General features: G+C 69.8%; 27 protein-coding genes. 24 read left to right on the plus strand and 3 right to left on the minus strand.

The window, feature by feature from the left end; translation table 11 throughout:
- Nucleotide 1: 1 nt before the first annotated feature.
- Genes rimM through RWS82_RS04185 form a run of 4 tightly spaced genes read left to right on the plus strand, consistent with a single transcriptional unit; the run spans nt 2 to nt 2546 of the window.
- Nucleotides 2-607 carry a ribosome maturation factor RimM gene (gene rimM, locus RWS82_RS04170; protein ID WP_314647237.1) on the plus strand — a complete coding sequence of 202 codons (606 nt, stop codon included), beginning with the start codon at nt 2-4 and terminating at the stop codon, nt 605-607.
- A gap of 12 nt (nt 608-619) precedes the next feature.
- Nucleotides 620-1315: a tRNA (guanosine(37)-N1)-methyltransferase TrmD gene (trmD, locus tag RWS82_RS04175; protein WP_314647238.1), complete on the plus strand. Its 696-nt coding sequence runs from the start codon at nt 620-622 to the stop codon at nt 1313-1315.
- 41 nt (nt 1316-1356) lie between these two features.
- Nucleotides 1357-2094, plus strand: coding sequence for a class I SAM-dependent methyltransferase (locus tag RWS82_RS04180; RefSeq protein WP_314647240.1), 738 nt, complete (start codon nt 1357-1359; stop codon nt 2092-2094).
- On the plus strand, nt 2091-2546 hold the full coding sequence (locus tag RWS82_RS04185; protein ID WP_314647241.1) for a pyrimidine dimer DNA glycosylase/endonuclease V: 456 nt from the start codon (nt 2091-2093) through the stop codon (nt 2544-2546). Before RWS82_RS04180 ends, RWS82_RS04185 begins: the two co-directional genes overlap by 4 nt.
- A gap of 5 nt (nt 2547-2551) precedes the next feature.
- Here the strand turns inward: RWS82_RS04185 and map are convergent, their stop codons facing one another.
- Complete coding sequence (gene map / locus RWS82_RS04190) at nt 2552-3334, minus strand: type I methionyl aminopeptidase (RefSeq protein WP_314647242.1); 783 nt, start codon at nt 3332-3334, stop codon at nt 2552-2554.
- Nucleotides 3335-3449: 115 nt separating this feature from the next.
- Here map and RWS82_RS04195 point away from each other — a divergent pair, with 115 nt between their 5' ends.
- The 9 genes from RWS82_RS04195 (at nt 3450) to RWS82_RS04235 (ending at nt 10448) form a co-directional block, all read left to right on the plus strand.
- Entirely contained in the window at nt 3450-3938 is a 489-nt protein-coding gene (locus RWS82_RS04195) for an MFS transporter permease (protein ID WP_314647244.1), read from the plus strand.
- Nucleotides 3939-4105: 167 nt separating this feature from the next.
- Nucleotides 4106-4453, plus strand: coding sequence for a 50S ribosomal protein L19 (gene rplS / locus RWS82_RS04200; protein WP_314647245.1), 348 nt, complete (start codon nt 4106-4108; stop codon nt 4451-4453).
- A gap of 115 nt (nt 4454-4568) precedes the next feature.
- Nucleotides 4569-5297, plus strand: a complete 729-nt coding sequence (gene lepB, locus RWS82_RS04205; RefSeq protein WP_314647246.1) for a signal peptidase I — start codon at nt 4569-4571, stop codon at nt 5295-5297.
- Nucleotides 5294-5953, plus strand: a complete 660-nt coding sequence (locus RWS82_RS04210) for a ribonuclease HII (protein ID WP_314647248.1) — start codon at nt 5294-5296, stop codon at nt 5951-5953. The genes lepB and RWS82_RS04210 overlap by 4 nt, the downstream gene beginning before the upstream one ends.
- 46 nt (nt 5954-5999) lie before the next feature.
- Entirely contained in the window at nt 6000-6326 is a 327-nt protein-coding gene (locus RWS82_RS04215) for a DUF2469 family protein (RefSeq protein ID WP_045280377.1), read from the plus strand.
- Nucleotides 6327-6436: 110 nt separating this feature from the next.
- Nucleotides 6437-6799 (plus strand): YraN family protein, encoded by a 363-nt coding sequence (locus RWS82_RS04220; protein WP_314647250.1) that lies wholly within the window; start codon nt 6437-6439, stop codon nt 6797-6799.
- The gene (locus RWS82_RS04225; protein WP_314647252.1) at nt 6796-8325 is read left to right on the plus strand and encodes a YifB family Mg chelatase-like AAA ATPase; all 1530 of its coding nucleotides are present in this window, start codon (nt 6796-6798) and stop codon (nt 8323-8325) included. Before RWS82_RS04220 ends, RWS82_RS04225 begins: the two co-directional genes overlap by 4 nt.
- Nucleotides 8326-8330: 5 nt before the next feature.
- A complete protein-coding gene (gene dprA / locus RWS82_RS04230; protein ID WP_314648180.1) occupies nt 8331-9509 on the plus strand; it encodes a DNA-processing protein DprA in 1179 nt (392 codons plus the stop codon).
- A gap of 36 nt (nt 9510-9545) precedes the next feature.
- Complete coding sequence (locus RWS82_RS04235; RefSeq protein ID WP_314647253.1) at nt 9546-10448, plus strand: tyrosine recombinase XerC; 903 nt, start codon at nt 9546-9548, stop codon at nt 10446-10448.
- 16 nt (nt 10449-10464) lie between these two features.
- On the opposite strand, the gene RWS82_RS04240 is transcribed toward RWS82_RS04235, so the two are convergent.
- Nucleotides 10465-11085 carry a M23 family metallopeptidase gene (locus RWS82_RS04240; RefSeq protein ID WP_314647255.1) on the minus strand — a complete coding sequence of 207 codons (621 nt, stop codon included), beginning with the start codon at nt 11083-11085 and terminating at the stop codon, nt 10465-10467.
- Between the two features lie 306 nt (nt 11086-11391).
- Between RWS82_RS04240 and rpsB the strand changes: the two genes are divergently transcribed.
- From rpsB to RWS82_RS04285, 9 genes are all read left to right on the plus strand, one after another.
- On the plus strand, nt 11392-12291 hold the full coding sequence (rpsB, locus tag RWS82_RS04245; RefSeq protein ID WP_314647257.1) for a 30S ribosomal protein S2: 900 nt from the start codon (nt 11392-11394) through the stop codon (nt 12289-12291).
- 43 nt (nt 12292-12334) lie between these two features.
- Nucleotides 12335-13162: a translation elongation factor Ts gene (gene tsf / locus RWS82_RS04250; RefSeq protein WP_314647259.1), complete on the plus strand. Its 828-nt coding sequence runs from the start codon at nt 12335-12337 to the stop codon at nt 13160-13162.
- Between the two features lie 90 nt (nt 13163-13252).
- A complete protein-coding gene (pyrH, locus tag RWS82_RS04255) occupies nt 13253-13969 on the plus strand; it encodes a UMP kinase (RefSeq protein WP_314647261.1) in 717 nt (238 codons plus the stop codon).
- Nucleotides 13970-14037: 68 nt separating this feature from the next.
- A complete protein-coding gene (gene frr / locus RWS82_RS04260) occupies nt 14038-14592 on the plus strand; it encodes a ribosome recycling factor (protein ID WP_314647263.1) in 555 nt (184 codons plus the stop codon).
- 6 nt (nt 14593-14598) lie between these two features.
- On the plus strand, nt 14599-15735 hold the full coding sequence (locus RWS82_RS04265) for a phosphatidate cytidylyltransferase (protein WP_314647264.1): 1137 nt from the start codon (nt 14599-14601) through the stop codon (nt 15733-15735).
- Nucleotides 15735-16313 (plus strand): DivIVA domain-containing protein, encoded by a 579-nt coding sequence (locus tag RWS82_RS04270; protein ID WP_314647265.1) that lies wholly within the window; start codon nt 15735-15737, stop codon nt 16311-16313. The genes RWS82_RS04265 and RWS82_RS04270 overlap by 1 nt, the downstream gene beginning before the upstream one ends.
- Nucleotides 16314-16362: 49 nt before the next feature.
- Nucleotides 16363-17064 (plus strand): transglycosylase SLT domain-containing protein, encoded by a 702-nt coding sequence (locus RWS82_RS04275; RefSeq protein ID WP_314647267.1) that lies wholly within the window; start codon nt 16363-16365, stop codon nt 17062-17064.
- 9 nt (nt 17065-17073) lie between these two features.
- Complete coding sequence (locus tag RWS82_RS04280) at nt 17074-17361, plus strand: hypothetical protein (protein ID WP_314647269.1); 288 nt, start codon at nt 17074-17076, stop codon at nt 17359-17361.
- Nucleotides 17358-18083: an alpha/beta fold hydrolase gene (locus RWS82_RS04285; RefSeq protein WP_314647270.1), complete on the plus strand. Its 726-nt coding sequence runs from the start codon at nt 17358-17360 to the stop codon at nt 18081-18083. The genes RWS82_RS04280 and RWS82_RS04285 overlap by 4 nt, the downstream gene beginning before the upstream one ends.
- Nucleotides 18084-18087: 4 nt before the next feature.
- Here the strand turns inward: RWS82_RS04285 and RWS82_RS04290 are convergent, their stop codons facing one another.
- On the minus strand, nt 18088-19149 hold the full coding sequence (locus RWS82_RS04290; RefSeq protein WP_314647271.1) for an AI-2E family transporter: 1062 nt from the start codon (nt 19147-19149) through the stop codon (nt 18088-18090).
- Nucleotides 19150-19323: 174 nt separating this feature from the next.
- Between RWS82_RS04290 and RWS82_RS04295 the strand changes: the two genes are divergently transcribed.
- Both RWS82_RS04295 and RWS82_RS04300 read left to right on the plus strand, forming a co-directional pair.
- Entirely contained in the window at nt 19324-21300 is a 1977-nt protein-coding gene (locus RWS82_RS04295; RefSeq protein ID WP_314647275.1) for a glycosyl transferase, read from the plus strand.
- Nucleotides 21297-22229, plus strand: a complete 933-nt coding sequence (locus RWS82_RS04300) for a tetratricopeptide repeat protein (RefSeq protein WP_314647276.1) — start codon at nt 21297-21299, stop codon at nt 22227-22229. The genes RWS82_RS04295 and RWS82_RS04300 overlap by 4 nt, the downstream gene beginning before the upstream one ends.
- The last annotated feature ends 10 nt before the right edge of the window (nt 22230-22239 follow it).

Raw genomic sequence — 22239 nt, forward strand, 5'->3', positions numbered from 1 at the left:
CGTGGCAGCGCAGCCCGCACAGAGCAAGAACCAGCTTCGCGTCGGCCGACTCGTCAAGCCGCACGGCCTCAAGGGCGCGTTGAAGCTGGAGCTGTACACCGATGCCCCCGAGCGACGCTTCGTCACGGGAGCCGAGTTCACGTTGCAGGTGCCGGAGGCATCTCCGTGGCATGGCAAGACCGTGGTCGTCCGCGAGTATCGGGTGATGAACGGCAACCCGGTCGTCTTCTTCCAGGACGTGGATGACCGCACGGCCGCCGAGTCCCTCGTCCGGGCGATCCTGTGGCTCGATCACGAGGGTGACGACGCCGAGGACAACGCGTGGTTCGACCACCAGCTCGTCGGCCTCGATGTCGTGCGGGACGACGCCGTCATCGGCCGTGTCGTCCGCGTCGACCACCTCCCCGCGCAGGACCTGCTGATCGTCAAGGCGGGCGAGAACGAGGTGATGGTCCCGTTCGTCGAGGCCATCGTCCCCACTGTCGATCTCAGCGCCGGGCGGGTCATCGTGACGCCTCCCGCCGGACTGTTCGAGGAGCTTCCCGACGATCCGGAGACGCCGCAGAACGACGACGGCGATCCCGCGCCGGCGAACCCGGCCGACTGAGGGTCTCGGCCCGTGCTGATCGACGTCCTCTCCATCTTCCCGTCGTACTTCGACGGTCTGACGCTGTCGCTGCTGGGGCGAGCTCAGGGCGCAGGAATCCTGCAGCTGAACGTGCACGACCTGCGGGACTGGACGTCCGACCGGCACCGCACCGTCGATGACACGCCCTACGGCGGTGGCGCGGGAATGGTGATGAAGCCCGAGCCGTGGGCGCTCGCCCTCGACGACGTCACGCGCGACAGCGCCCGCCCGACCATCGTCTTCCCGTCGCCTGCGGGGGAGCGGTTCACGCAGGCCACGGCACGCGAGCTCTCCACCCGCGAGCACCTCGTCTTCGGATGCGGCCGCTACGAGGGGATCGACGAGCGCGTCTTCGAGTACGCCGCCGACCTGGGCGAGGTGCGCCTGATCAGCCTGGGCGACTACGTGCTCAACGGAGGCGAGGTCGCCACGATGGCGATGATCGAGGCGATCGGACGGCTCATCCCCGGCGTGGTCGGGAACCCGGAGAGTCTGGTCGAAGAGTCCCACGAGGACGGCCTGCTCGAGTACCCGTCGTACACGAAGCCGTCCGTCTGGCGCGACCGGCCGGTGCCCGAGGTGCTGCTGAGCGGTAATCATGCCCGCATCGCCCAGTGGCGTCGCGATCAGCAGATGGAGCGGACTCGCCTCCGTCGGCCCGATCTGCTCCCGGAGAGCGACGTCTGACTCCCGGCACCGTCGCGGACTCTGCTGATAGCGTCGAAGACATGGTGGATCACGCGGCTCTGGCCCGCTCGTTCGAGAGCGCGGGAGCGGCGTACGACCGCTACCGCCCGGGTTTCCCCGCCGCAGCCGTCGACATCATCCTCCCGTCTCGGGTCGGACGTGCGCTCGATCTCGGAGCCGGCACCGGCAAACTGACGGGACTCTTGCTGCCGTGGGCCGACGAGGTGCTCGCCGTCGAACCGGCGGAGTCGATGCTCGACATCCTGCGAGCCCGGTTCCCCGACGTCGGCGCGCTGTCGGGCACGGCGGAACGCATTCCGGTCGCCGACGCGTCGGTCGACGCGGTCACGGTGGCGCAGGCCTTCCACTGGTTCGATCGTGAGCGCGCGTGCGCCGAGATCGCGCGCGTGCTGAAGCCGGGCGGCACGCTCGGGCTGCTGTGGAACCGGTTCGATCCCGCCTGCGACTGGGACAGGGCGAGCCACGCGATCGCGCATCCCGCTGTCGACGAGCAGGATCGCACGGCGGCTGCGGCGGTCGCACTGCCCGGGTTCACGTTCTTGGACCACCGGCAGGTCGCCTGGGAAGAGCGGATCTCGCGCGCCGACTACCTTGCGCGCTGGGGCACCGTGAGCAGTCTCCTGGTGGCTGATGATGAGACGCGAGCGGGGATGCTGCGCGGCATCGAGGAGGTTCTCGATGCGCACGTCGACACCCGCGGTCGGAGCGTTCTCGACCTGCCGCACGTCACCGACGTGTTCGTGTATCAACGCGCATGAGGATCTGGTCGCTGCACCCCGCCCATCTCGATCGTCAGGGTCTCGTCGCGGGCTGGCGCGAGGCGCTGCTCGCCCAAGCAGTCCTCGCGGGCCGCACCCGCGGCTACCGTGCGCATCCGCAGCTCGAACGGTTCCGCGCTCTCCCCGACCCGCCGGGCGCCATCGGTCTGTACCTCGGTGCCATCGCCGATGAGGCCGATTCCCGTGGATACCGTTTCGACCGAACGCGGATCGAGCATCCCGGTGCGATCAGCGCGCCCGTCGGCGAGGTGACCACCGGCCAGCTCGCGCACGAGTGGGCGCACCTGCGTGCCAAGCTGCAGGCGCGCAGTCCCGAGACGTGGGCGCGCTGGCGCGACGTCACCGCACCCGAGCCGCATCCGCTGTTCCGCGTAATCGAGGGACCGATCGCTTCGTGGGAGAGGGAGGGCGACCTCCGCGGCGACGGCTGACGCCGTCAGTCGACCCCGAGGAACGAGCGATCGGTGAGGACGATCGGTCCGTCGGCCGTGATCGCGACAGTGTGCTCGGAATGGGCTCCTCGTGAACCGTCGACGCTGCGCAGCGTCCAGCCGTCCGGGTCGGTGACCAGTTCGTCGGTGGTGGCGAGGAACCAGGGCTCCAGGGCGAGCACCAGTCCCTCGCGCAGCGGGAAGCCGCGGCCGGGGCGACCGTCGTTCGCGACGTGCGGGTCGCCGTGCATCGTGCGCCCCACGCCGTGCCCGCCGAAGTCGGTGTTGATCGAGTAGCCCTCGCCGTGGGCGACCTCGGCCACGGCCGCGGAGATGTCGCCGATGCGGTTGCCGACGACGGCAGCGCCGATCGCGGCGTCGAGGGCACGCTCGGTCGTGTCGATGAGGCGCAGATCCTCCTCGCGTGGGCTGCCGACCACGAAGGACACCGCCGAGTCGGCGACCCAGCCGTCGACCGAGACCGCGAAGTCGAGCGAGACGAGGTCGCCGTCGCGCAGCGCGTAGTCGTGCGGGAGTCCGTGCAGCACGGCGTCGTTCACCGAGGTACAGATGACCTTGCCGAACGGGCTGGCGCCGAACGAGGGGTGGTAGTCGATGTAGCACGACTCGGCACCACGCGCGCGGATGAGGTCGTGCGCGCGTCGGTCGATCGTCAGAAGGTTCGTCCCGACCTTCGTGTCGTCGCGCAGGGTCGCGAGGGTCTCTGCGACGAAGCGGCCCGCGGCGCGCATCTCGTCGATCTCGGCAGGGGTGCGCAGTTCGATCATTCGGGGGAGTCCTCTCGTCCGTCCTCCATTCTCCCCGAAGTCGCGCCGGTCATCGCCGCCGCCGCTGTCAGCGAACACGCGGGCGCGTCCTGGTCGTTCGGCATACGATCGGGGCATGTGGTTGCGACGCGCTGTCTTCCGCTGGCTTCTCCCGGCGGCGTTCCTGCTGCCACTGTGGCTGGTCGTCGGATGGGCCGTGTTCCAGGGCGGCTGGGCGATCCTCTGGGTGCTCTTCATCGCCGTCCCCTCGGTGCTCGTGGGCCAACTCGCCCTCACCCTGCTCACCCGCTCCCGGCCGTCGGTCCGCGCGGAGCGTGCGGTGTCGTGGTTGGACGTGGCGGGCTTCACCGCCTGGCACGCGTTGACCGTGGCCGTCGGATGCTTCATCGACGGGGCGTTCGGGTGGCTGCTCATCGCCGCGATCCTCGTCGGCCTCGGACTCGTCTGGCTCCAGGTCTGGCAGCTGTGGACCGAACTGCGGGGGAGCGGCGTCGGCATCCGCGAGACCGTCACCTGGTCGCAGGTGCGCCCCGGCTCCGAGCGTTCGGCGACGTCGCGGCAGCCGGAGGTCATCGTCGTGGAGGAGACCGACTCCCGCGGCTGAGGCGCCGTTTTGGCGGCCCGCCGCATCCGTGGCAGAATGGATCGTTGTGCCGCAACCGGCTCTGCCTCAGGGGAGCCCGCGGATGCTCTCGCACCGTACGGCACGCATCCCTTCTTGTTCCTTCCATCATGCATCCCGACCTGGGGCGAGTGCAGAGAGAGACGATCATGCAGATCCTCGACGCCGTTGACGCGGCTTCCCTCCGTTCGGACATCCCCGACTTCTTCCCCGGTGACACCGTCAAGGTGCACGTGAACATCACCGAGGGCAACCGCTCCCGTATCCAGGTCTTCCAGGGCGTCGTCATCGGCCGCTCCGGCGACGGTGTGCGCGAGACCTTCACGGTTCGCAAGATCAGCTTCCAGGTGGGCGTCGAGCGCACCTTCCCGGTGCACTCGCCGGTGATCGACCACATCGAGGTCGTCACCCGCGGTGACGTGCGCCGCGCGAAGCTCTACTACCTGCGCCAGCTGCGCGGCAAGAAGGCGAAGATCAAGGAGAAGCGCGACCGCTGAGTCGCAGCATCTCCACAGCACCCCAGGACACGATGTCCTGGGGTGCTGTGTTTTCCCCTCCGTGTGCGACCCTGTATACGGTCTTCCAGGACCCGCACGATCTCGAAGGAACCCGATGACGTCTGACACCTCCGCCGCCCCCCGGACCAAGCGCCGCCGCGGCCTTCTCGTGTTCCTGCGCGACGTGCTCGTCATCATCGTGATCGCCGCTCTCGTGTCGTTCGTGGTCAAGACGTTCATCGTGCGGTCCTTCTACATCCCCTCCGCATCGATGGAGCGCACCCTCATCGTGAAAGACCGCATCCTCGTCGACGAGCTCACGCCCCGGTGGACCGACTACCACCGCGGCGACGTCGTGGTCTTCAAGGACCCGGGAGGGTGGCTCGACGCCCAGCCCCAGACACCGCCTGCGCCCCCACTCGTGCAGGCCGTTGACGGTGTGCTCACCTTCATCGGTCTCTCGGCATCGGATTCGCAGGACCACCTGGTCAAGCGGATCATCGGCCTCCCCGGCGATCATGTGGTCTGCTGCAACGCGCTCGGCCAGATCACGATCAACGGGGCGTCGGTCGACGAGCTCGACTACCTGAACCTTCCCAAGGGCGACACCTCGGCCTCGAACATGCCGTTCGACGTCACGGTGCCGGACGATTCCCTCTGGCTCCTCGGCGACAATCGCGATCGCTCGCGGGATTCCCGCGAGCACCAAGACCTGCCGAGCGGTGGATTCGTCCCGGTCGCCAACGTCGTGGGCAAGGCGTTCCTGACCACCTGGCCCCTCGACCGCATCGGGGCGATCGACGGGCACTACGACATCTTCAATGGCGTGCCGGATTCCGAATGAGCGTGGTGGCCCCCAAGCTGACGCTCGAGCGGCGCATCCTGACCGAGCGCTCGCTCGTGATCGCGTTGGACGAGGTCGGCCGCGGCGCTCTCGCCGGTCCCGTCGCCGTCGGGGCAGCCGTCATGGATGCCGCGGGGGCGCGTCGCCGCGTTCCGGAAGGGCTTCGCGACTCGAAGCTCGTCACCGAACGCCGCCGACCGGATGTCGCCGCACGTGCGTCCTCCTGGGTGCAGGCATCCGCCGTCGGATGGGCCAGTGCGGCCGAGGTCGACGAGATCGGCATCATGCGGGCCTTGGGGCTCGCCGCGTCGCGGGCCGTCGACGCGGTCGTTGCCCTCGGCGCCTCGCTGGAGGGGGCCGTCGTGCTGCTCGACGGCAACCACGACTACCTCTCGGCGGTGCACCCCGTCGCCCTCGACGTGCGGCCCGTGATCAAGGCCGATCGCGATTGCGCATCGGTCTCGGCCGCCTCGGTGATCGCGAAGGTCGCGAGGGATGCGCACATGACGCAGCTGCACGCCGATCACCCCGACTACCAGTGGGAACGCAACAAGGGGTACGCGAGCCTCGAGCACCGCGAGGCGATCCGGACCCTCGGGCTGTCGCCGTTCCACCGGTCGTCGTGGGCCATCGCCGACGCGCCGACCCTGTTCTGAGCGCACGACGGCGGCGTCTTCCGTCCAGGCCTAGGATGGAGGGACCATGGATGAGGAAGCCTTCGACGACTACGACCGTGAGCTCGAGCTCGCCCTGTTCCGCGAGTACCGCGACGTCGTGTCGCAGTTCCAGTACGTGGTCGAGACGGAGCGTCGGTTCTACCTCGCCAACGAGGTGAACGTCGTCCGTCGCGACACCGAGCACGACTTCTACTTCGAGATCTCGATGAGCGATGTCTGGGTGTGGGACATCTACCGCGCCGACCGGTTCGTGAAGGCCGTGCGCGTGCTCACCTTCAAGGACGTCAACGTCGAGGAGCTGCAGCGCCGCGAGTTCGAGATCCCCCAGGAGCTCTCGCTCGACGGCGAGTAACCGGCGGCACTCTTCCTCCACGCGTCGCCGCGGTTCGGAGTTTTCTCTGAACTCGCTCGTCGCCTGCGGCAGCAGCCGCGGGTGCCCCGCGGGGGCGGCACGCTGTCGTCATGGCAGCGAAGGACGAACTCGGCAGGGCCGGGGAAGAACGGGCGGCGTCGTATCTGCGCGACCTCGGGTACACGGTGGTCGATCGCAACTGGCGAGCGCCGCAGGGCGAACTCGACATCGTGGCGGTGCGGGGCGGTGAGCTCTGCGTCGTCGAGGTCAAGACGCGCACCAGCGAGCGCTTCGGCCACCCGTTCGAGGCGATAGACGCACGAAAGAGGCGTCGGCTGTGGGCGTTGGCGCTCGCCTGGGCCGTCGCGCATCCCGAATCCGCCCGCGGCCGATCGATCCGTCTGCACGCGATCGGCATCGTGGGAGCGACGCCCGCGACCGGCGTGCTCGAGCATCTGACGGATCTCGTATGAGCACCGCGCGCACGTGGGCGGTCGCGCTCACCGGGGTCGACGGACACCTCATCGAGGTCGAGGCCGATCTGTCGAACCAGACGCCGGGGTTCCGCATCATCGGACTTCCCGACAAAGCGTTGGGGGAGGCCGCCCAGCGCGTGCACAACGCCGGTCGCAACGCCGGGCTGGAGCTGCCCCGCCGGCTCATCACGGTCAACCTGTCGCCCGCGAGCCTGCCCAAGCACGGTTCCGGATTCGATCTGGCGATCGCAGTAGCGGCGCTGGCGAGCGGCGACGTCATCCCGCGTCGAGCGATCCGGCAGACCGTGCACATCGGGGAACTGGGACTGGACGGTCGTCTGCGTCCCGTCCCCGGCGTGCTTCCGGCGGTCTTCGCAGCCGCACGAGCGGGGTTCGATCGTGTAGTCGTGCCGGTGGCGAACGAGGCCGAGGCTCGTCTCGTCCCCGGAGTCGAGGTGCGGGGTGCCGCGTCGCTCGCGGAGGTCGCGGCGTGGCACGGAGCGGAGGTCGAGGTTCCCGAGGTCGTCGCGGTGAGTGCGGGAGAACCCCCGCCCGACCCCGCACCCGTTCCCGACCTCCGAGATGTCGTCGGGCAGGAGGACGCCGTCGATGCGCTGCTCGTCGCGGCGTCCGGAGGGCACAACATGCTGCTGAGCGGACCGCCCGGCGCCGGGAAGACGATGCTCGCGCGCCGTCTCCCCGGCATCCTCCCGCCGCTCTCCGACGATGAGGCGCTCGAAGTCGCCGCGATCCGCTCACTCATCGGAGAGGGGGTCGCGAGACTCGAGCGGATCCCGCCGCTGGAGGCGCCGCACCACGGTGCATCCGTCGCCGCACTCGTGGGAGGCGGCTCGCGGGTGGCTCGCCCCGGAGCGATCGTCCGAGCGCATCGGGGCATCCTGTTCCTCGATGAGGCGGCGGAGTTCTCCCGCAGCGCGCTCGATGCGCTGCGTCAGCCGCTCGAATCGGGGGCGATCGAGGTCACCCGAGCCGGGTTCGTCGCTCGGTTCCCCGCACGATTCCAACTCGTGCTCGCGATGAACCCCTGCCCGTGCGGGAACTACGGGGTGCGAGGAGCCGAGTGCTGCTGCCCGTCGGTGGCGATCCGTCGATACGCCTCGCGCCTGTCCGGCCCGCTGCGCGACCGTCTCGACATCGAGCTCTCGGTCTCGCGCGTCGCCGCATCCCGTGCGACCGCCGCCGTCGCGGATGGCATGGACACCGCCACGGCCCGCGAGCGCGTCCGACAGGCTCGCGCCCGGGCGGAGGAGCGCTGGGCGGGCACGCCGTGGCGGCGCAACGCCGACGTGCCGGGCACCTGGCTGCGGCAGGGGGGCATGCGGCTCGACGCCGCGGTGCGCGGGCCGCTGGACCGGGCGCTCGAGCGCGGGGCGTTGACCCTCCGGGGGTACGACCGGGTTCTGCGATTGGCGTGGACCATGGCCGACCTCGCCGGCGCGGAGCGGCCGCGACGGGACGACGTCGGTCGGGCTCTCCTCCTCAAGCAGGGGGCGGCGCGGTGAGCGCAATGCGGATGTTCTCGCCCGACGCGCGCGCGGCGGCCCGGGCGCTGCGACCGGACGCGGACACGGTCGATGTCGTCGTCGCGCGCGCGGCATGGTCGGTGATCGCGGAGCCCGGGGACGGCGCAGCCGGGGCGCTCATCCGGGAGGTCGGCGCAGTCGAGGCGCTCCTCTGCGCACTCGACCGGCGGTCGCCGGAGGAAGCGTCGCGCCGAGTGCGCACCGCCACCGACCTCGTCGGTGTCGACAAGGCTCGGGCGAGATGGCTTCCTAGGGCAGATCCGCGTGCGGTCGTGCAGGCGCTGGAGAGCGCGCGGCACGTGAAAGCCCGGCTCCTGCTCCCGGGGGATGCGGAGTGGCCGGCATCCCTCGACGACCTGGACGTCCACGCGCCGGTCGCGTTGTGGGTGCGTGGCCGACCGGCGCTTCTCGCAGCGCGACGGCGTGTCGCGATCGTGGGGGCCCGTGCGTCGACACCCTACGGGGAGCACCTCGCCGCCGAGCTGGCGGGAGACCTCGCGCAGACCGGCGCGGTGATCGTCTCGGGAGGGGCGTACGGCATCGACGGTGCCGCGCATCGTGCCGCCCTCCGGGTCGACGGACCCACCGTCGCGCTCCTCGCCGGGGGAGTGGACCGCGCGTACCCGGCCGGGCATCAGAGGCTGCTCACCGAGATCGCCGCCCGCGGTGCCGTGGTCAGCGAGGTTCCCTGCGGGGCCGCGCCGACCAAGTGGCGCTTCCTCGCGCGCAACAGGCTCATCGCGGCCCTCGGTGACGCGACAGTGGTGGTCGAGGCAGGCTGGCGCAGCGGGTCGCTCAATACGGCAGGGCACGCGGCGTCGCTGGGCAGGCCGCTCGGTGCCGTGCCGGGACCCGTGACCTCTGCAGCATCCGCGGGCTGCCACAGGCTGCTGCGCGAATACGACGCCCGGTGCGTGACGACGACACAGGAGGTGCGCGAGCTGTGGGGCGAGGCCCCCGTGCCCGGGCCGGCCGTCGACGCCCCGGACCCCGACCGCACGCGTCTGCTCGACGCGCTCAGCTCACGTTCCGCGCTCCCGGTCCAGGAGCTCGCCCGTCGCTCCGGCCTCGACGAGGCGCGCATCGCCGCGCTTCTCGGCATCCTCGACTTGGAGGGAGCGGTGAGACGCACCGACGGCGGGTGGCGGAGAGCGGCGCGTTGAGAGACCGCCGGCCGTGCGGCGCGACATGATGGTCGGATGGAGCTGGAGGAGGCGGTCGAGTCGTTCACGGCGCACCTCTCCCAGGTGCGCCGGCTGTCGCCCGCCACCGTGCGCGCTTACCGGTCCGACCTCCGCGACCTCCGCGACAGCATCGGCGATCGCGATCTCGAGGCCGTGGACCTCGACATGCTCCGCGACTGGTTGTGGCGCGCGACGCAGCGGGGCGATGCGCGGTCGACTCTGGCACGTCGCGCCGCGGCGGTGCGCTCGTTCTTCGCGTGGGCTCGCGAGCAGGAACTCGTGGCCGCGGATCCGAGCCTCCGACTCGTCGCGCCCAATCGCGGACGCACTCTGCCGACGGTTGCTTCGCGAGACGCGATGCAGGGGCTGCTCGACGGGCACCGGGCACGCGCCGCCGATGGCGATGCCGTCGCGTTGCGCGACCATGCGATCCTCGAGATCCTCTACGCCGCCGGTATCCGCGTCTCGGAACTCTGCGGACTCGACATCGATGACGTCGACTTCGATCGGCGCACCGCACGCGTGCTCGGCAAAGGGGCGAAAGAGCGCGTCGTGCCCTTCGGCGGTCCGGCGGCCGAGGCCCTCGGCGCCTACCTGCGTCGAGGGAGGCCCGCGCTCTCCGCGCGGTCGTCCTCGCCCTCGCCCGCGGTGTTCCTCGGAGTGCGCGGGGCCCGCCTGGGACCGCGCGCCGTGTACGAACTCGTGGCCGGCGCGCTCGGGCCGGTGATCGGGTCGGAGCACGTGGGCCCCCACGCCCTCCGACACACGGCGGCCACGCATCTGCTCGACGGAGGCGCCGACCTCCGTGCTGTGCAGGAGATCCTCGGACACTCGAGCCTCGGCACGACGCAGATCTACACGCATGTCTCCTCGGAACGCCTGGCGGCGACGTACCGCCTCGCGCATCCTCGCGCCTGAACGCTCACGCTCACGCTCAGAGGGGAGCACAGCAGGGGAGCAGCACGGCCCGGGGTGCCCCGCCGAAGAGCAGCATCGGATCGACGTACACACCCTCCCGCCGCACGCCGAGATGCAGAGCGCCGGCCGGGCTGTGACCGCCGTGGCCGAGCGTCCCGACGACCGTGCCCGCTCGAATCGCGGCGCCCGGCTGCAGGGCCGACTCCACCGGTTCCAGGGTCGAGACGAACCCGCCCTCGTGCTCGATCGTCAGCAGCGGTCGGTCGACCACCGTGCCCCGGAAGGCGACGACGCCATCGGCCGGAGCGACGACCGGGCCCCCTGCCGCGGCGAGGATGTCGATCCCGCGATGTCCGGCGCCGAAGGCGCGAGCCGGAGCCCGGAAGGGGGCGACGACGGTGCGCGTACCCGGGACCGGCCAGGTCCAGCGCGGCGACGACGATGACCCGGCGGGTGCTGTCGGCGATCCGGAGGACGCCGCCGCCGGGACTGCGCCAGGGGCGGCGCACGTCACGAGGACGCCGAGGAGCAGCAGCAGGATGACGAAGCGACGATGGAGGGAGACGGACGCGCGCCGGGCCGTCGCAGCAGGAGGATCGCCAAGGCTCCGGTCCGGTCGCGTCGCGGAGGGTGTCATGGGAGGATCCTGCCCGGTGCCGTGATCGCGATGGCTCCGTTCTCACGCGGCAGTCGGCTGCGGGGGACAACGGCACCGAGTGCGCTCCCGTGGAGGGAGGGACGCGGGTGGGCGGCCGTCCGCATCCTGTATGCTGGTCGAGCACCTCGAATCCGGGGTGACTACGCGTGCCCATAGCGACTCCGGTCGCGGCATCCACTCCCACAGGTCCCCTCACGGGGCGGGTGTGCGCCGGGCACCAGGAAGTCCGATCACGTGATCGGCGACAACCTCAACGGCGCTCGGCGCCAGAACAAGGAGACGACCATGGCTGTGGTCACCATCCGCCAGCTGCTCGACAGCGGCGTGCACTTCGGACACCAGACCCGTCGGTGGAACCCGAAGGTGAAGCGCTTCATCCTCACCGAGCGCAGCGGCATCCACATCATCGACCTGCAGCAGTCGCTGGGCTACATCGACAAGGCCTACGACTTCGTCAAGGAGACCGTGGCGCACGGCGGCACGATCCTCTTCGTCGGTACCAAGAAGCAGGCGCAGGAGATCCTCGCCGAGCAGGCGACCCGCGTGGGCCAGCCCTTCGTGAACCAGCGCTGGCTCGGTGGACTCCTCACGAACTTCTCGACGATCTCGAAGCGTCTCGCGCGCATGAAGGAGCTCGAGGAGCTCGACTACGAGACCCCGGCGAACAGCGGCTTCACCAAGAAGGAGCTTCTGCTCAAGAAGCGCGAGCTCGACAAGCTGCACAAGTCGCTCGGCGGTATCCGCAACCTCACCAAGACGCCGTCCGCGCTGTGGGTCGTCGACGCCAAGCGCGAGCACCTCGCCATCGACGAGGCCAAGAAGCTCGGCATCCCGGTGATCGGCATCCTCGACACCAACGCGGACCCGGACGACTTCCAGTACCCGATCCCCGGCAACGATGACGCGATCCGCTCGGTCTCGCTGCTGACCCGCATCATCGCCGACGCCGCGGCCGAGGGCCTGCAGCAGAAGCACAACCCCGAGGCCGGCAACGTCGAGCCCCTGGCGGAGTGGGAGCGCGAGCTCCTCGAGACCCCCGCGGGCGAGAACACCGACGCTGCGGCTGACGCCGAGACCCCGGCCGCCGAGGCCGAGGCTCCTGCCGCCGAGGCTGCCGAGGCCGAGGCTCCGGCCGCCGAGGCCGCTGACGCCGAGGCTCCCGCCGCCGAGGCCGACGCCAAGTAATTCCGCGACCACCAATACATCACGAAGCAAGGAGCCACCACACATGGCCAACTTCACCATCGCCGACCTCAAGGCGCTGCGTGAGCAGCTCGGAACGGGAATGGTCGACACCAAGAAGGCGCTCGAGGAGGCCGACGGAGACGTCGAGAAGGCCACCGAGATCCTGCGTCTCAAGGGTGCCAAGGGCAACGCCAAGCGCGCTGACCGCTCGACCAGCGAGGGTCTCGTCGTCGCCCGCGAGCAGGACGGCGCCGTGACGCTCGTCGAGCTCGCCTGCGAGACCGACTTCGTCGCCAAGAACGACCGCTTCATCGCGCTGGCCGACAAGGTCGCCGACGCGGTCGCGGCCGTCAGGGCCGACTCGGTCGAGGCCGCCCTCGCCGCTGACGCCTCGGGACAGACCGTCGAGCAGCTGATCTCGGAAGAGGCAGCGATCATCGGCGAGAAGGTCGAACTGCGTCGCGTCCGCACCGTGACCGGTGACGGCGTCGAGGTCTACCTGCACCGCACGAGCAAGGACCTGCCCCCGCAGATCGGCGTCGTCGTCGCCTACACCGGTGACGACGCGGCGACCGCTCGCAGCATCGCTCAGCACATCTCGTTCGCGAACCCGTCCTACCTGTCCCGCGAGGACGTTCCGTCGGCTGCGGTCGAGAAGGAGCGCGAGATCGTCACCGAGATCTCGCGTAACGAGGGCAAGCCGGAGGCGGCTCTGCCGAAGATCGTCGAGGGCCGTGTCGCCGCGTTCATCAAGCAGGTCGCCCTGCTCGAGCAGGACTACGCGAAGGACAACAAGCTCTCCGTCGCCCAGGTCGCGAAGGACGCCGGCATCTCGGTGACCGACTTCGCGCGCTTCAAGGTCGGCGCGTAAGACCGTCGAAGGGGTTCGGATCGTCAGATCCGAACCCCTTCTTCATGCCCATGAGGCACTATCTTGAATCGGGATGAGAGGACACCACCCATGACCGAACGCACTGGACGCCGACGCGTCCTGCTCAAGCTCTCCGGCGAAGCATTCGGGGCCGGCCAGCTCGGCGTCAACCCGGACGTCGTCAGTCAGATCGCCCGCGATATCGCCGCCGCGGTCGACGAGGTGGAGGTCGCGATCGTTGTGGGCGGAGGCAACTTCTTCCGAGGAGCCGAGCTCAGCCAGCGCGGCATGGACCGCGGTCGCGCCGACTACATGGGCATGCTCGGCACAGTGATGAACGCCCTCGCTCTGCAGGACTTCCTCGAGCAGGCGGGTGCCGCCACCCGCGTGCAGTCGGCCATCTCGATGACGCAGGTCGCGGAGCCGTACATCCCGCGTCGTGCGGAGCGTCACCTGGAGAAGGGTCGCGTCGTCATCTTCGGCGCCGGTGCGGGCCTTCCGTACTTCTCGACCGACACGGTCGCGGCGCAGCGTGCCCTCGAGATCGGCGCGCAGGAGGTTCTGGTCGCGAAGAACGGCGTGGACGCCATCTACACCGCCGACCCGAACAAGCACGCCGATGCGGAGCGCATCGACCGGGTCACCTACAGCGACGCCCTGCAGCGTGGGCTCAAGGTCGTCGACTCGACGGCGTTCAGCCTTTGCATGGACAACGACATGCACATGCGCGTGTTCGGCATGGAGCCCGCGGGCAACGTCACCCGTGCGCTCCGCGGCGAGCCCATCGGCACGCTGGTCACGACCTGAGCGCGGCGCACGGGTCACCGCCTGCCGCCCGATAGAATTCACAGAACACCCCGACGATAGGAGCCACCGTGATCGCGGACGTCCTCGCTGAAACCACCACCCGCATGAACCGGGCGGTCGAAGCTGCCAAGGAGGACTTCTCCACGGTGCGCACGGGTCGTGCCAACCCGCAGATGTTCCAGAAGGTGCTCGTGGACTACTACGGCACGCCCACGCCGATCGCCCAGCTCGCGTCGCTCGCGAACCAGGAGGCGCGCACGCTCATCATCACGCCGTACGACAAGTCGGCGCTGAAGGCGATCGAGCAGGCCATTCGCGACATGCCGAACCTCGGCGCGAACCCGACCAATGACGGCAACCTCGTGCGCGTCACGATGCCGGAGCTCACGGCCGATCGTCGCAAGGAGTACGTGAAGCTGGTCAAGACCAAGGCCGAAGACGCGAAGGTGCACGTGCGCGGCATCCGTCGCAAGGCGAAGGACGACCTCGACGCGCTGAAGAGCGAGATCGGCGAGGACGAGATCGCCCGCGGTGAGAAGGAGCTCGACGCGCTGACCCGTCAGCATGTCGACCTCATCGACGACGCGCTCAAGCGCAAAGAGGCCGAGCTCCTCGAGGTGTGAGGACGGATGTCTGATTCCCGGGATCCTGAGGACGGCGCGTCGATGACGCGTCGTGAGGCGCGGGCGAACCCTGCTGCCGACGCTGCGACGCCGCTCGGCGACGCGGCGTTCCCGGGCTTCGACGCAACAGCGGTTCCTCCCCGTCCGCCTCTCCCGCAGGAGGCCGCGCCCGGCACCGCCCCGACCCTGTCCACCGCCGATCACAGCGTCATCCGCGAACAGTGGCGCGCGGCGCGCGACGAGTTCGGCACCCACGTGTCGCACGCCAGGGATCAGCTCGACCAGGCGAACGAGCGGATCAAGCAGCGCACCGGACGCGATCTCATCCTGGCGATCGTCATCGGACTCGCGTTCGGCGCCGCGCTGCTCGCGTCGCTGCTCTTCGTCAAGATCCTCTTCGTGCCGTTCGCTCTCGCAGCCGCCCTCTTGGGGGTCTGGGAGCTGACACGGGCGCTCCGCTCCTCCGGGCGTCGGGTCGATGTCGCGCCGCAGCTCGCCGCAGCGACGCTGCTCGTGCTCGCGGCGTACTTCGCCGAGTTGTGGTTGTACTGGGTCGCCCTCTTCCTCGCGGTCGCCTTCGTGATCGTCTGGCGGTTGATCGCGCAGATGGCCGCGCGGGACGGTCGCACCTACGGCGACGTCCTCGCGGATGCCGTCATCGGCGGGTTCGTGCAGGTCTACGTGCCGTTCCTCGCCGGCATCGCCCTCATCCTCCTCGATCAGGAGGGCGGACAGTGGTGGGTATTGGGATTCATCGCCATCGCGGTCGCGGCAGACACCGGCGCTTACGCCGCGGGCCTGGCCTTCGGGCGCCATCCGATGGCTCCACGGATCAGCCCGAAGAAGACCTGGGAAGGCTTCGGAGGCGCCGTCGTGGCCTCGATCGGGGCCGGGGTTCTCCTGGCCATCTACCTCCTCGAACTTCCGTGGTGGGGCGGAGTGATCCTCGGCGCGGCTGTTCTCACGTCGGCGACCCTGGGCGACCTGGGCGAGTCGATGCTCAAACGCGATCTCGGCATCAAGGACATGAGCTCCTGGTTGCCGGGACACGGGGGCCTCCTCGACCGCCTCGACAGCATCCTGCTCTCGACGGTCCCGGCGCTCGGCCTCTACTTCCTCCTCTCTCCCTGGGTGGTGCTGTGATGACAGAGACGACGACAGATGCTCCGGCCGTAGAAGAGGCATCGCCCGCGTTCCCGGTGACGTCCGGCCGCACGCTGGGCTACCACCGCGGCGCCGTGGACGCGTTCCTCGCCTCGGCGCGCGAGACGTTCGAGCACGGCGGCGAGCTCGCGGCCGATGACATCCGCATGGCCTCGTTCCCTCTCACCAAGGGGGGATACGTCGTCCGCGACGTCGATGCCGCACTGGCGAGAGTGGAAGACGCTTTCGCGGCTCGGGAGCGCGACCGCGCGGTTCGGTCCGGGGGCGCTGCGGCGTGGGTCGAGCGCGCGCGTGACGAGGCTCAGGTCATCCTCGACCACCTCGCGCGCCCCCGTCGACGCAAGTTCGCCCGCACCGGCGTGCTGACGTTCGGTTACCGCGTCGACGAAGTCGATCACGTCGCGTCCCGCATCGTGCGCTACCTTCGCGACGGCGAGCAGCTGTCGGCCGAGCAGCTCCGTTCCGCCGCGTTCCGCATGCAGCGCAGGGGGTATCGCGAAGAGCAGGTGGACGCCCTGCTGGATGCCACCATCGATGTGATCCTCGCGGTGCGATGACGTTTTCCCACCCGGATCCCAGCCAGGCCCGCGTAGAGTGGAGGGCATCGTGAACACCCGTAACGACATCGACTCCGCGCGCCCCGACGCCTCGCCGGTTCCGGCAGCGACGGTGGCCTCCGCGCGCCGCGGGACGCGGCGCTGGTCCCGTCGCCGCGGCGTTGCCTCGATTTTCGCGTCGGTGGCCGTCGCCGGTCTCGCCGCCGCGATCGTCGCACCGGCGGGTATCGCGTTGGCGGATCCGCCTCAGGAGGAGGCGCCGGACTCCCTCTACTCGGTGGCGCTCGCTGACACGCAGAACATCACCGTGAGCGGCGAGGGCGCCGAGATCGCAGCGACTACCCGCGGTTCGTTCGAGGTGTACGTGACCCCAAAGCCGACTCCGACCCCGACTCCCGAGCCGGCGGCCGAGAGCTCCGAACCTAAGTCCAGCGGTGCCCGCCCCGCCCCGTCGCCGCTGTACTACACCGGCGGCGGCGCTCCGGCCGAGTGGATGGCCGCGGCCGGAATCGCCGAGTCCGACTGGGGCTACGTCGACTACATCGTCTCCCGCGAGAGCACCTGGAACCCGAACGCGACGAACAAGTCGTCCGGAGCGTGCGGTCTGGTCCAGGCGCTGCCCTGCAGCAAGGTGCCGGGGAACGGCTACGACCCGGTCGACAACCTGCGGTGGGCGACCGGATACGCCGTGGGGCGTTACGGGAGTTGGGCCGGAGCGCACGCCTTCTGGGTGAACAACCACTGGTGGTGAGCGAGCACGATGCCGCGCTCCCGCAGGCGTCCTCCGGCACGCCCCGACGCTGACGATTCCTTCGACCGGCTTCTGGCCGGATGGAAGCGCACCGAGACGAGGCGCGGGTCCGAGTGGACCGTGCAGCCGGTCTCCGCAGCACAGGCGCAGAAGGAGTACATCTGCCCCGGATGCGGACGGGGGATCGCGGTCGGCACCGCGCATCTCGTCGCGTGGCGAGCCGACGGCGTGCTCGGCGACGCGGCGGATCTCGCGGCGCGACGACATTGGCACACGCACTGCTGGAGGCTGGCATGACGACGCTCGAGATTCGCGGACCGCTGGAGCTCCCGGCTCGGCGGGAGGACATCGAGTTGCGCACGGCCGACGACCTGACGCTCGTGGGGGAGTTGGCGCTCCCGGAGTCGGGAGAACCCGTCGCCACATTGGTGACGTTGCATCCGCTCCCGACGGCCGGCGGCTTCATGGATTCGCACATCCTGCGGAAGGCGGCGGCGCGGCTCCCCGCACTGGCGGACCTCGCCGTGCTGCGGTTCAACACCCGGGGGACGACGTCGCCGCGGGGAACGAGCGACGGCGCATTCGACGGAGGGGCGGCCGAGCAGTTCGACGTCGCCGCGGCGATGGCGTTCGTGCACGAGCGGGCGCTGCCTCGTCCCTGGCTGCTCGGGTGGTCGTTCGGCACGGAACTGGCGCTCAAATACGGCCGCGACCACGCGATCGAGGGGATCATCCTGCTCTCGCCGCCGCTGCATCGGGCGTCCGACGACGAGGTCGCGGCCTGGGCGTCGACCGACCGCGAGGTCGTCATCCTGGTGCCCGAACTCGACGACTACCTGCGTCCCGACGAGGCGCGAGCGCGATTTGCATCGATCCCGCAGGCGCACCTCATCGCTGTCGAGGGGGGCAAGCACCTGTGGGTGGGGGAGTCACAGACCCGGCGGGTGCTGACCGAGATCGTCGCAGCCGTGAATCCCGACGCCCTCCCGCTCCCGACGGAGTGGTCGGAACCCGTCTGACCGACTACAGCTCGTTCATGCGGGGGATGAGCACCTGCCGGTAGAGGATCAGGATGCTCGCCGCGACGGGAATCGCGATCAGGGCCCCCAGCAGTCCGAGCAGGCTTCCTCCGGCGAGGGCGGCGACGACCACCACCGCCCCGGGGACGGACACGGCACGGCTCATGATGCGCGGGGAGATCACGTAAGCCTCGATCTGCATGTAGATCAGGTACCAGATCCCGGCGGCGATCGCGGTCTGCGGCGAGCCGAGACCCGGGATGAGGCAGATCAGAACGATGATCGTCGACCCTGTCAGGGTGCCCACGAGAGGGATCAGCGAGAAGAAGAACGCGATGACGGCCAGGACTGCGGGGAAGGGCGCCTGGATGATCGACAGGTAGATCGCGCTGAGGACGCCGTTGATCACGCCGAGCGAGACCTGGCCCATGACGTAGTAGCCCACCGAGTCGGTGATCTGGTCGGCGAGGTCGATGAAGCGGTCGCGCTTGGATGCGGGTGCCAGCTGGTAGACCGCGCGCTTGAGGGAGGGCGTCGAGGCGGTGAGGTAGATGGTCAGGATGAGGACGATGAACGCGCCGAAGAGACCGGACAGGAGCGCACCGCTCGCGGTGATGACCCCCTGACCGATCGTGCCGCCGATCTCGGCGAGGTTGGTATCGAGCCAGTCGGCGATGTAGTCGAAGACGAGGTCGACCCGGAGGTTCGGGAAGGCATCCTCCATCCAGGCCATGGTGTCTTCGAGCAGGGTGCCTCGCTGCACGATCGCCGTGATCTCCGAGACCAGCTGCGAGATCTGGTTGACGAGCACGGGGATGACGATCAGAACGATGCCGCCGAAGATCGCCAGGACGCCGAGGATCGTCACGAGAACCGCGAGCCAGCGGGGGAGACGACGGCGCTCGAGGAAGGACACCAGGGGATCGAGGCCGAGGCTCAGGAACAGAGCGGTGCCGACGTAGAGCAGAACGGTGGAGAGGCTCTCGAGGCTGCTGATGAGCAGGATGCCGAGACCGACGCCGAGGGTCGCCACGAGGGCGGTGCGGAACGGGTTGTGGATCTTCATCGCTGCTCCTGCTCGGTGGACCACGTCGACTTCGATGCTCCCATGGAGTGAGGTCCGCGGCCGGTCGCCTCTCCGTTCCCGACGTTATGTGGGCAACACACAGGAGGTTTCGCTAACCTGGAATGTCGAGTGTTGCGTCGCCGACGTCGTCTGCGATGCGTGAGGAGACTATTCGTGCGTTTCGTATGGGCCGTCGTGGCCTTCGTCCTGGCCGCGGTCCTGATCGGAGCGGGCATCGCCCAGCGCACGGTCTTCCTGGGCCCCTCGTCCGTCACGGAGAAGGTGCAGGTCGAAGAACCCGCTCCCTACGTCATGATCGACGGCGACGTGCTGCGTGCCCATCCCGGCGCGCAGAAGCTGCTGATCGACGGCGAGGGAGAGATCTTCGCCGCCTACGGCCGGGCGGCCGACATCGAGGCGTGGCTGGGCGGCGCGGAGTACAACCGTGTCGGGGTCGACGACCAGGGCGACTTCGAGGTGGAGCATGTGGCGGCGACCGATGATGCTGCCGCCGACGACGCGTCCACCGATGACGCCCCCGCTGACGATGCAGCCGCCGATGATGCGGCCGCAGACGGGGCGTCGACCGACGCCGGACGGAACCCCGCCGGTTCCGATCTCTGGCTCGAGTCCTTCACCGACACCGACGAGCTCGAGGTCAAGAACATGCAGCTGCCCGACGGGGTGAGCGTGCTCGTGTCGTACGACGGCTCGAAGGACGCCCCGGACCAGATCGTGGCGTCCTGGCCGATCGACAACTCCACTCCGTGGGCCGGGCCCCTTCTCGTCACGGGCGGTGCCGCTCTCCTCGCCGGGCTCGTGCTCTACATCCTCGCCATCCGGCACCAGCGCCGCGGCCGCGGGCCGCGCCGCAAGGGCCCCGGTCCGCTGCCCGTCACCCAGCCGATCGACGTCGCGGCCCTGCCGCCCGCCGAGCGCGAGGCGATCGAGGAGACACCCGCCGACGACGTGGCTTCCGACCGAGACGCCCACACCGCCCGTCCGTCCGCTCCCGGCGAGACCGCCGACACCTCGGAGCGCCCCGATCAGGAGGGGAAGACCTCGATGCATGCCCGCACCCCGCGGCGCCGCCTCCGTCTGCTCGCCATCCCCGTCGTAGGACTCACCGCGATCCTCGCCACGGGCTGCTCGCCGGAGTCCTGGCCGCAGGTCGGAGACCCGTCCGCCACGCCGTCGCCCACTCCGACGGTCATCGCTCCCGAGAACCAGAAGCCGCCGGCCGTGACCGAGTCGCAGGCCGAGCGCATCCTCGGCGAGGTCTCGAGCACGCTGACCGCCGCCGACACCGCGATGGATCTCGACCTCGCGAAGACGCGCCTCGACGGACCCGCGCTCGTGGCGCGGACCACCGAGTACGCGCTACGCACCGCGCTTCCCGACACGCCGGCCCCGGCGGCCATCCCGACCGACGATGTCGAGGTGGTTCTTCCCGAGGCGACGGACCGCTGGCCCCGCACCGCGTTGCTCCTGTCGAAGAGTGCGGACGACGACACCGTCCCGCCCGTCATCCTCACCATGACGCAGCAGGACCCGTGGTCGAACTACAAGGTGACCAACATCGCCGACATGTCCGCCGATGCGGTGTTCCCGGAAGTCGCGGCGGCCTGGCTCGGAACCGCCATGGTTCCGCAGGACTCGGCGTTCCTCAGCGTTGCTCCGGCCGATCTCGCCGCGGCGTTCTCCGACGTGGTCGACACCGGAGAGCAGAGCGCGTCGTACGGCCAGTTCGACGATCTCTCGCGGCGGCTCGCCAGCTCCATCTCCGAGAGCCGCCAGACCGTCGTCCAGACGCTCAGCGACAACGGGGCGGCGGAGACGTCGGAGGTGACGTTCGACATGGCGCCCACCGATGACGCGCCGGTCTCGATGACGACGCTCGACAGCGGCGCGATCGTCGCGGTCACGGTCACCGACGCGGAGACGGTCAAGCCGACGTCGAGCGACGCGGTCATCCGCTTCGGCGACAACGCCCAGGCGAAGGCGCTGACTGGAGCGTCGGAATCCGCGAAGGGCGTCGTCACGACCTACGAATTCCAGCTGTTCTTCGCCGTCCCCGCCCAGGGGTCGTCGGAGCAGATCAAGCTCCTGGCATCCCGCCAGGACCTCGTCTCCGTAGAGGTGATCCCGTGACCGAGCTCTCTCCCGCCGCCCTGCGCGGCGCTGTCGACCTGTCGAGCCTGCGTAACCGGCCCAGCGCACCGGCCGGCTCCGCGCCCACAGCCGGATCGACCGGCGTCGCCGATGTCGTCGTCGACGCGACCGACGAGTCGTTCGGGCAGGTCCTCGAAGCATCGCGGACCGTCCCCGTCGTCGTCGATCTGGGGGCGGCGTGGAGCGCCCCGAGCACGGAGCTCAGCCCCGTCCTCGAACGCATCGTGCGTGAGTTGGGCGGCCGGGTGCTTCTCGCCCGAGTCGACGTCGACGCCAACCCGCAGCTCGTCCAGAGCTTCCGCGCGCAGGCGATCCCGATGGTCGTCGCGGTGATCGCCGGGCAACCCGTGCCAATGTTCAACGGTCCCGTGCCCGAGGAGCAGATGCGACAGGTCTTCGCGCAGTTGCTGCAGCTCGCCGCGCAGAACGGAGTGACGGGAACGCTCGATGTCGCCGCAGCCGCCGAGAGCGACGAGGAGCCCGCAGAACCTCCGCTGCCGCCCCTGCATGCAGAGGCGTTCGCCGCCATCGAGGCGGGAGACTATGCGGCCGCCGTCGTGGCCTACGAGAAGGCGCTGGCGGAGAACCCGCGCGACGAAGACGCGATCGCGGGGCTCGGCCAGGTTCGTCTTCTCGACCGCGTGCAGGGGCTCGATCTGCAGCAGGCTCGCGCCGCCGCTGCTGCCGCGCCCCTCGACGTGCAGGCGCAGTTCGACGTGGCGGATCTCGACCTCGCGGGCGGCCATGTGGACGATGCGTTCGGTCGACTGCTCGACCTGTTCGCCGCGCTGCCGGCGGAGTCCCGCGGTCCGGTCCGTGAGCGGCTCGTGGAGCTCTTCGGCCTGATCGGTGCGAGCGACCCGCGCGTGGCTGCCGCCCGCAACAGACTCACCTCGCTGTTGTTCTGACGAGGATGGC

This window comes from uncultured Microbacterium sp., from assembly GCF_963528945.1.
Lineage (GTDB): Bacteria > Actinomycetota > Actinomycetes > Actinomycetales > Microbacteriaceae > Microbacterium.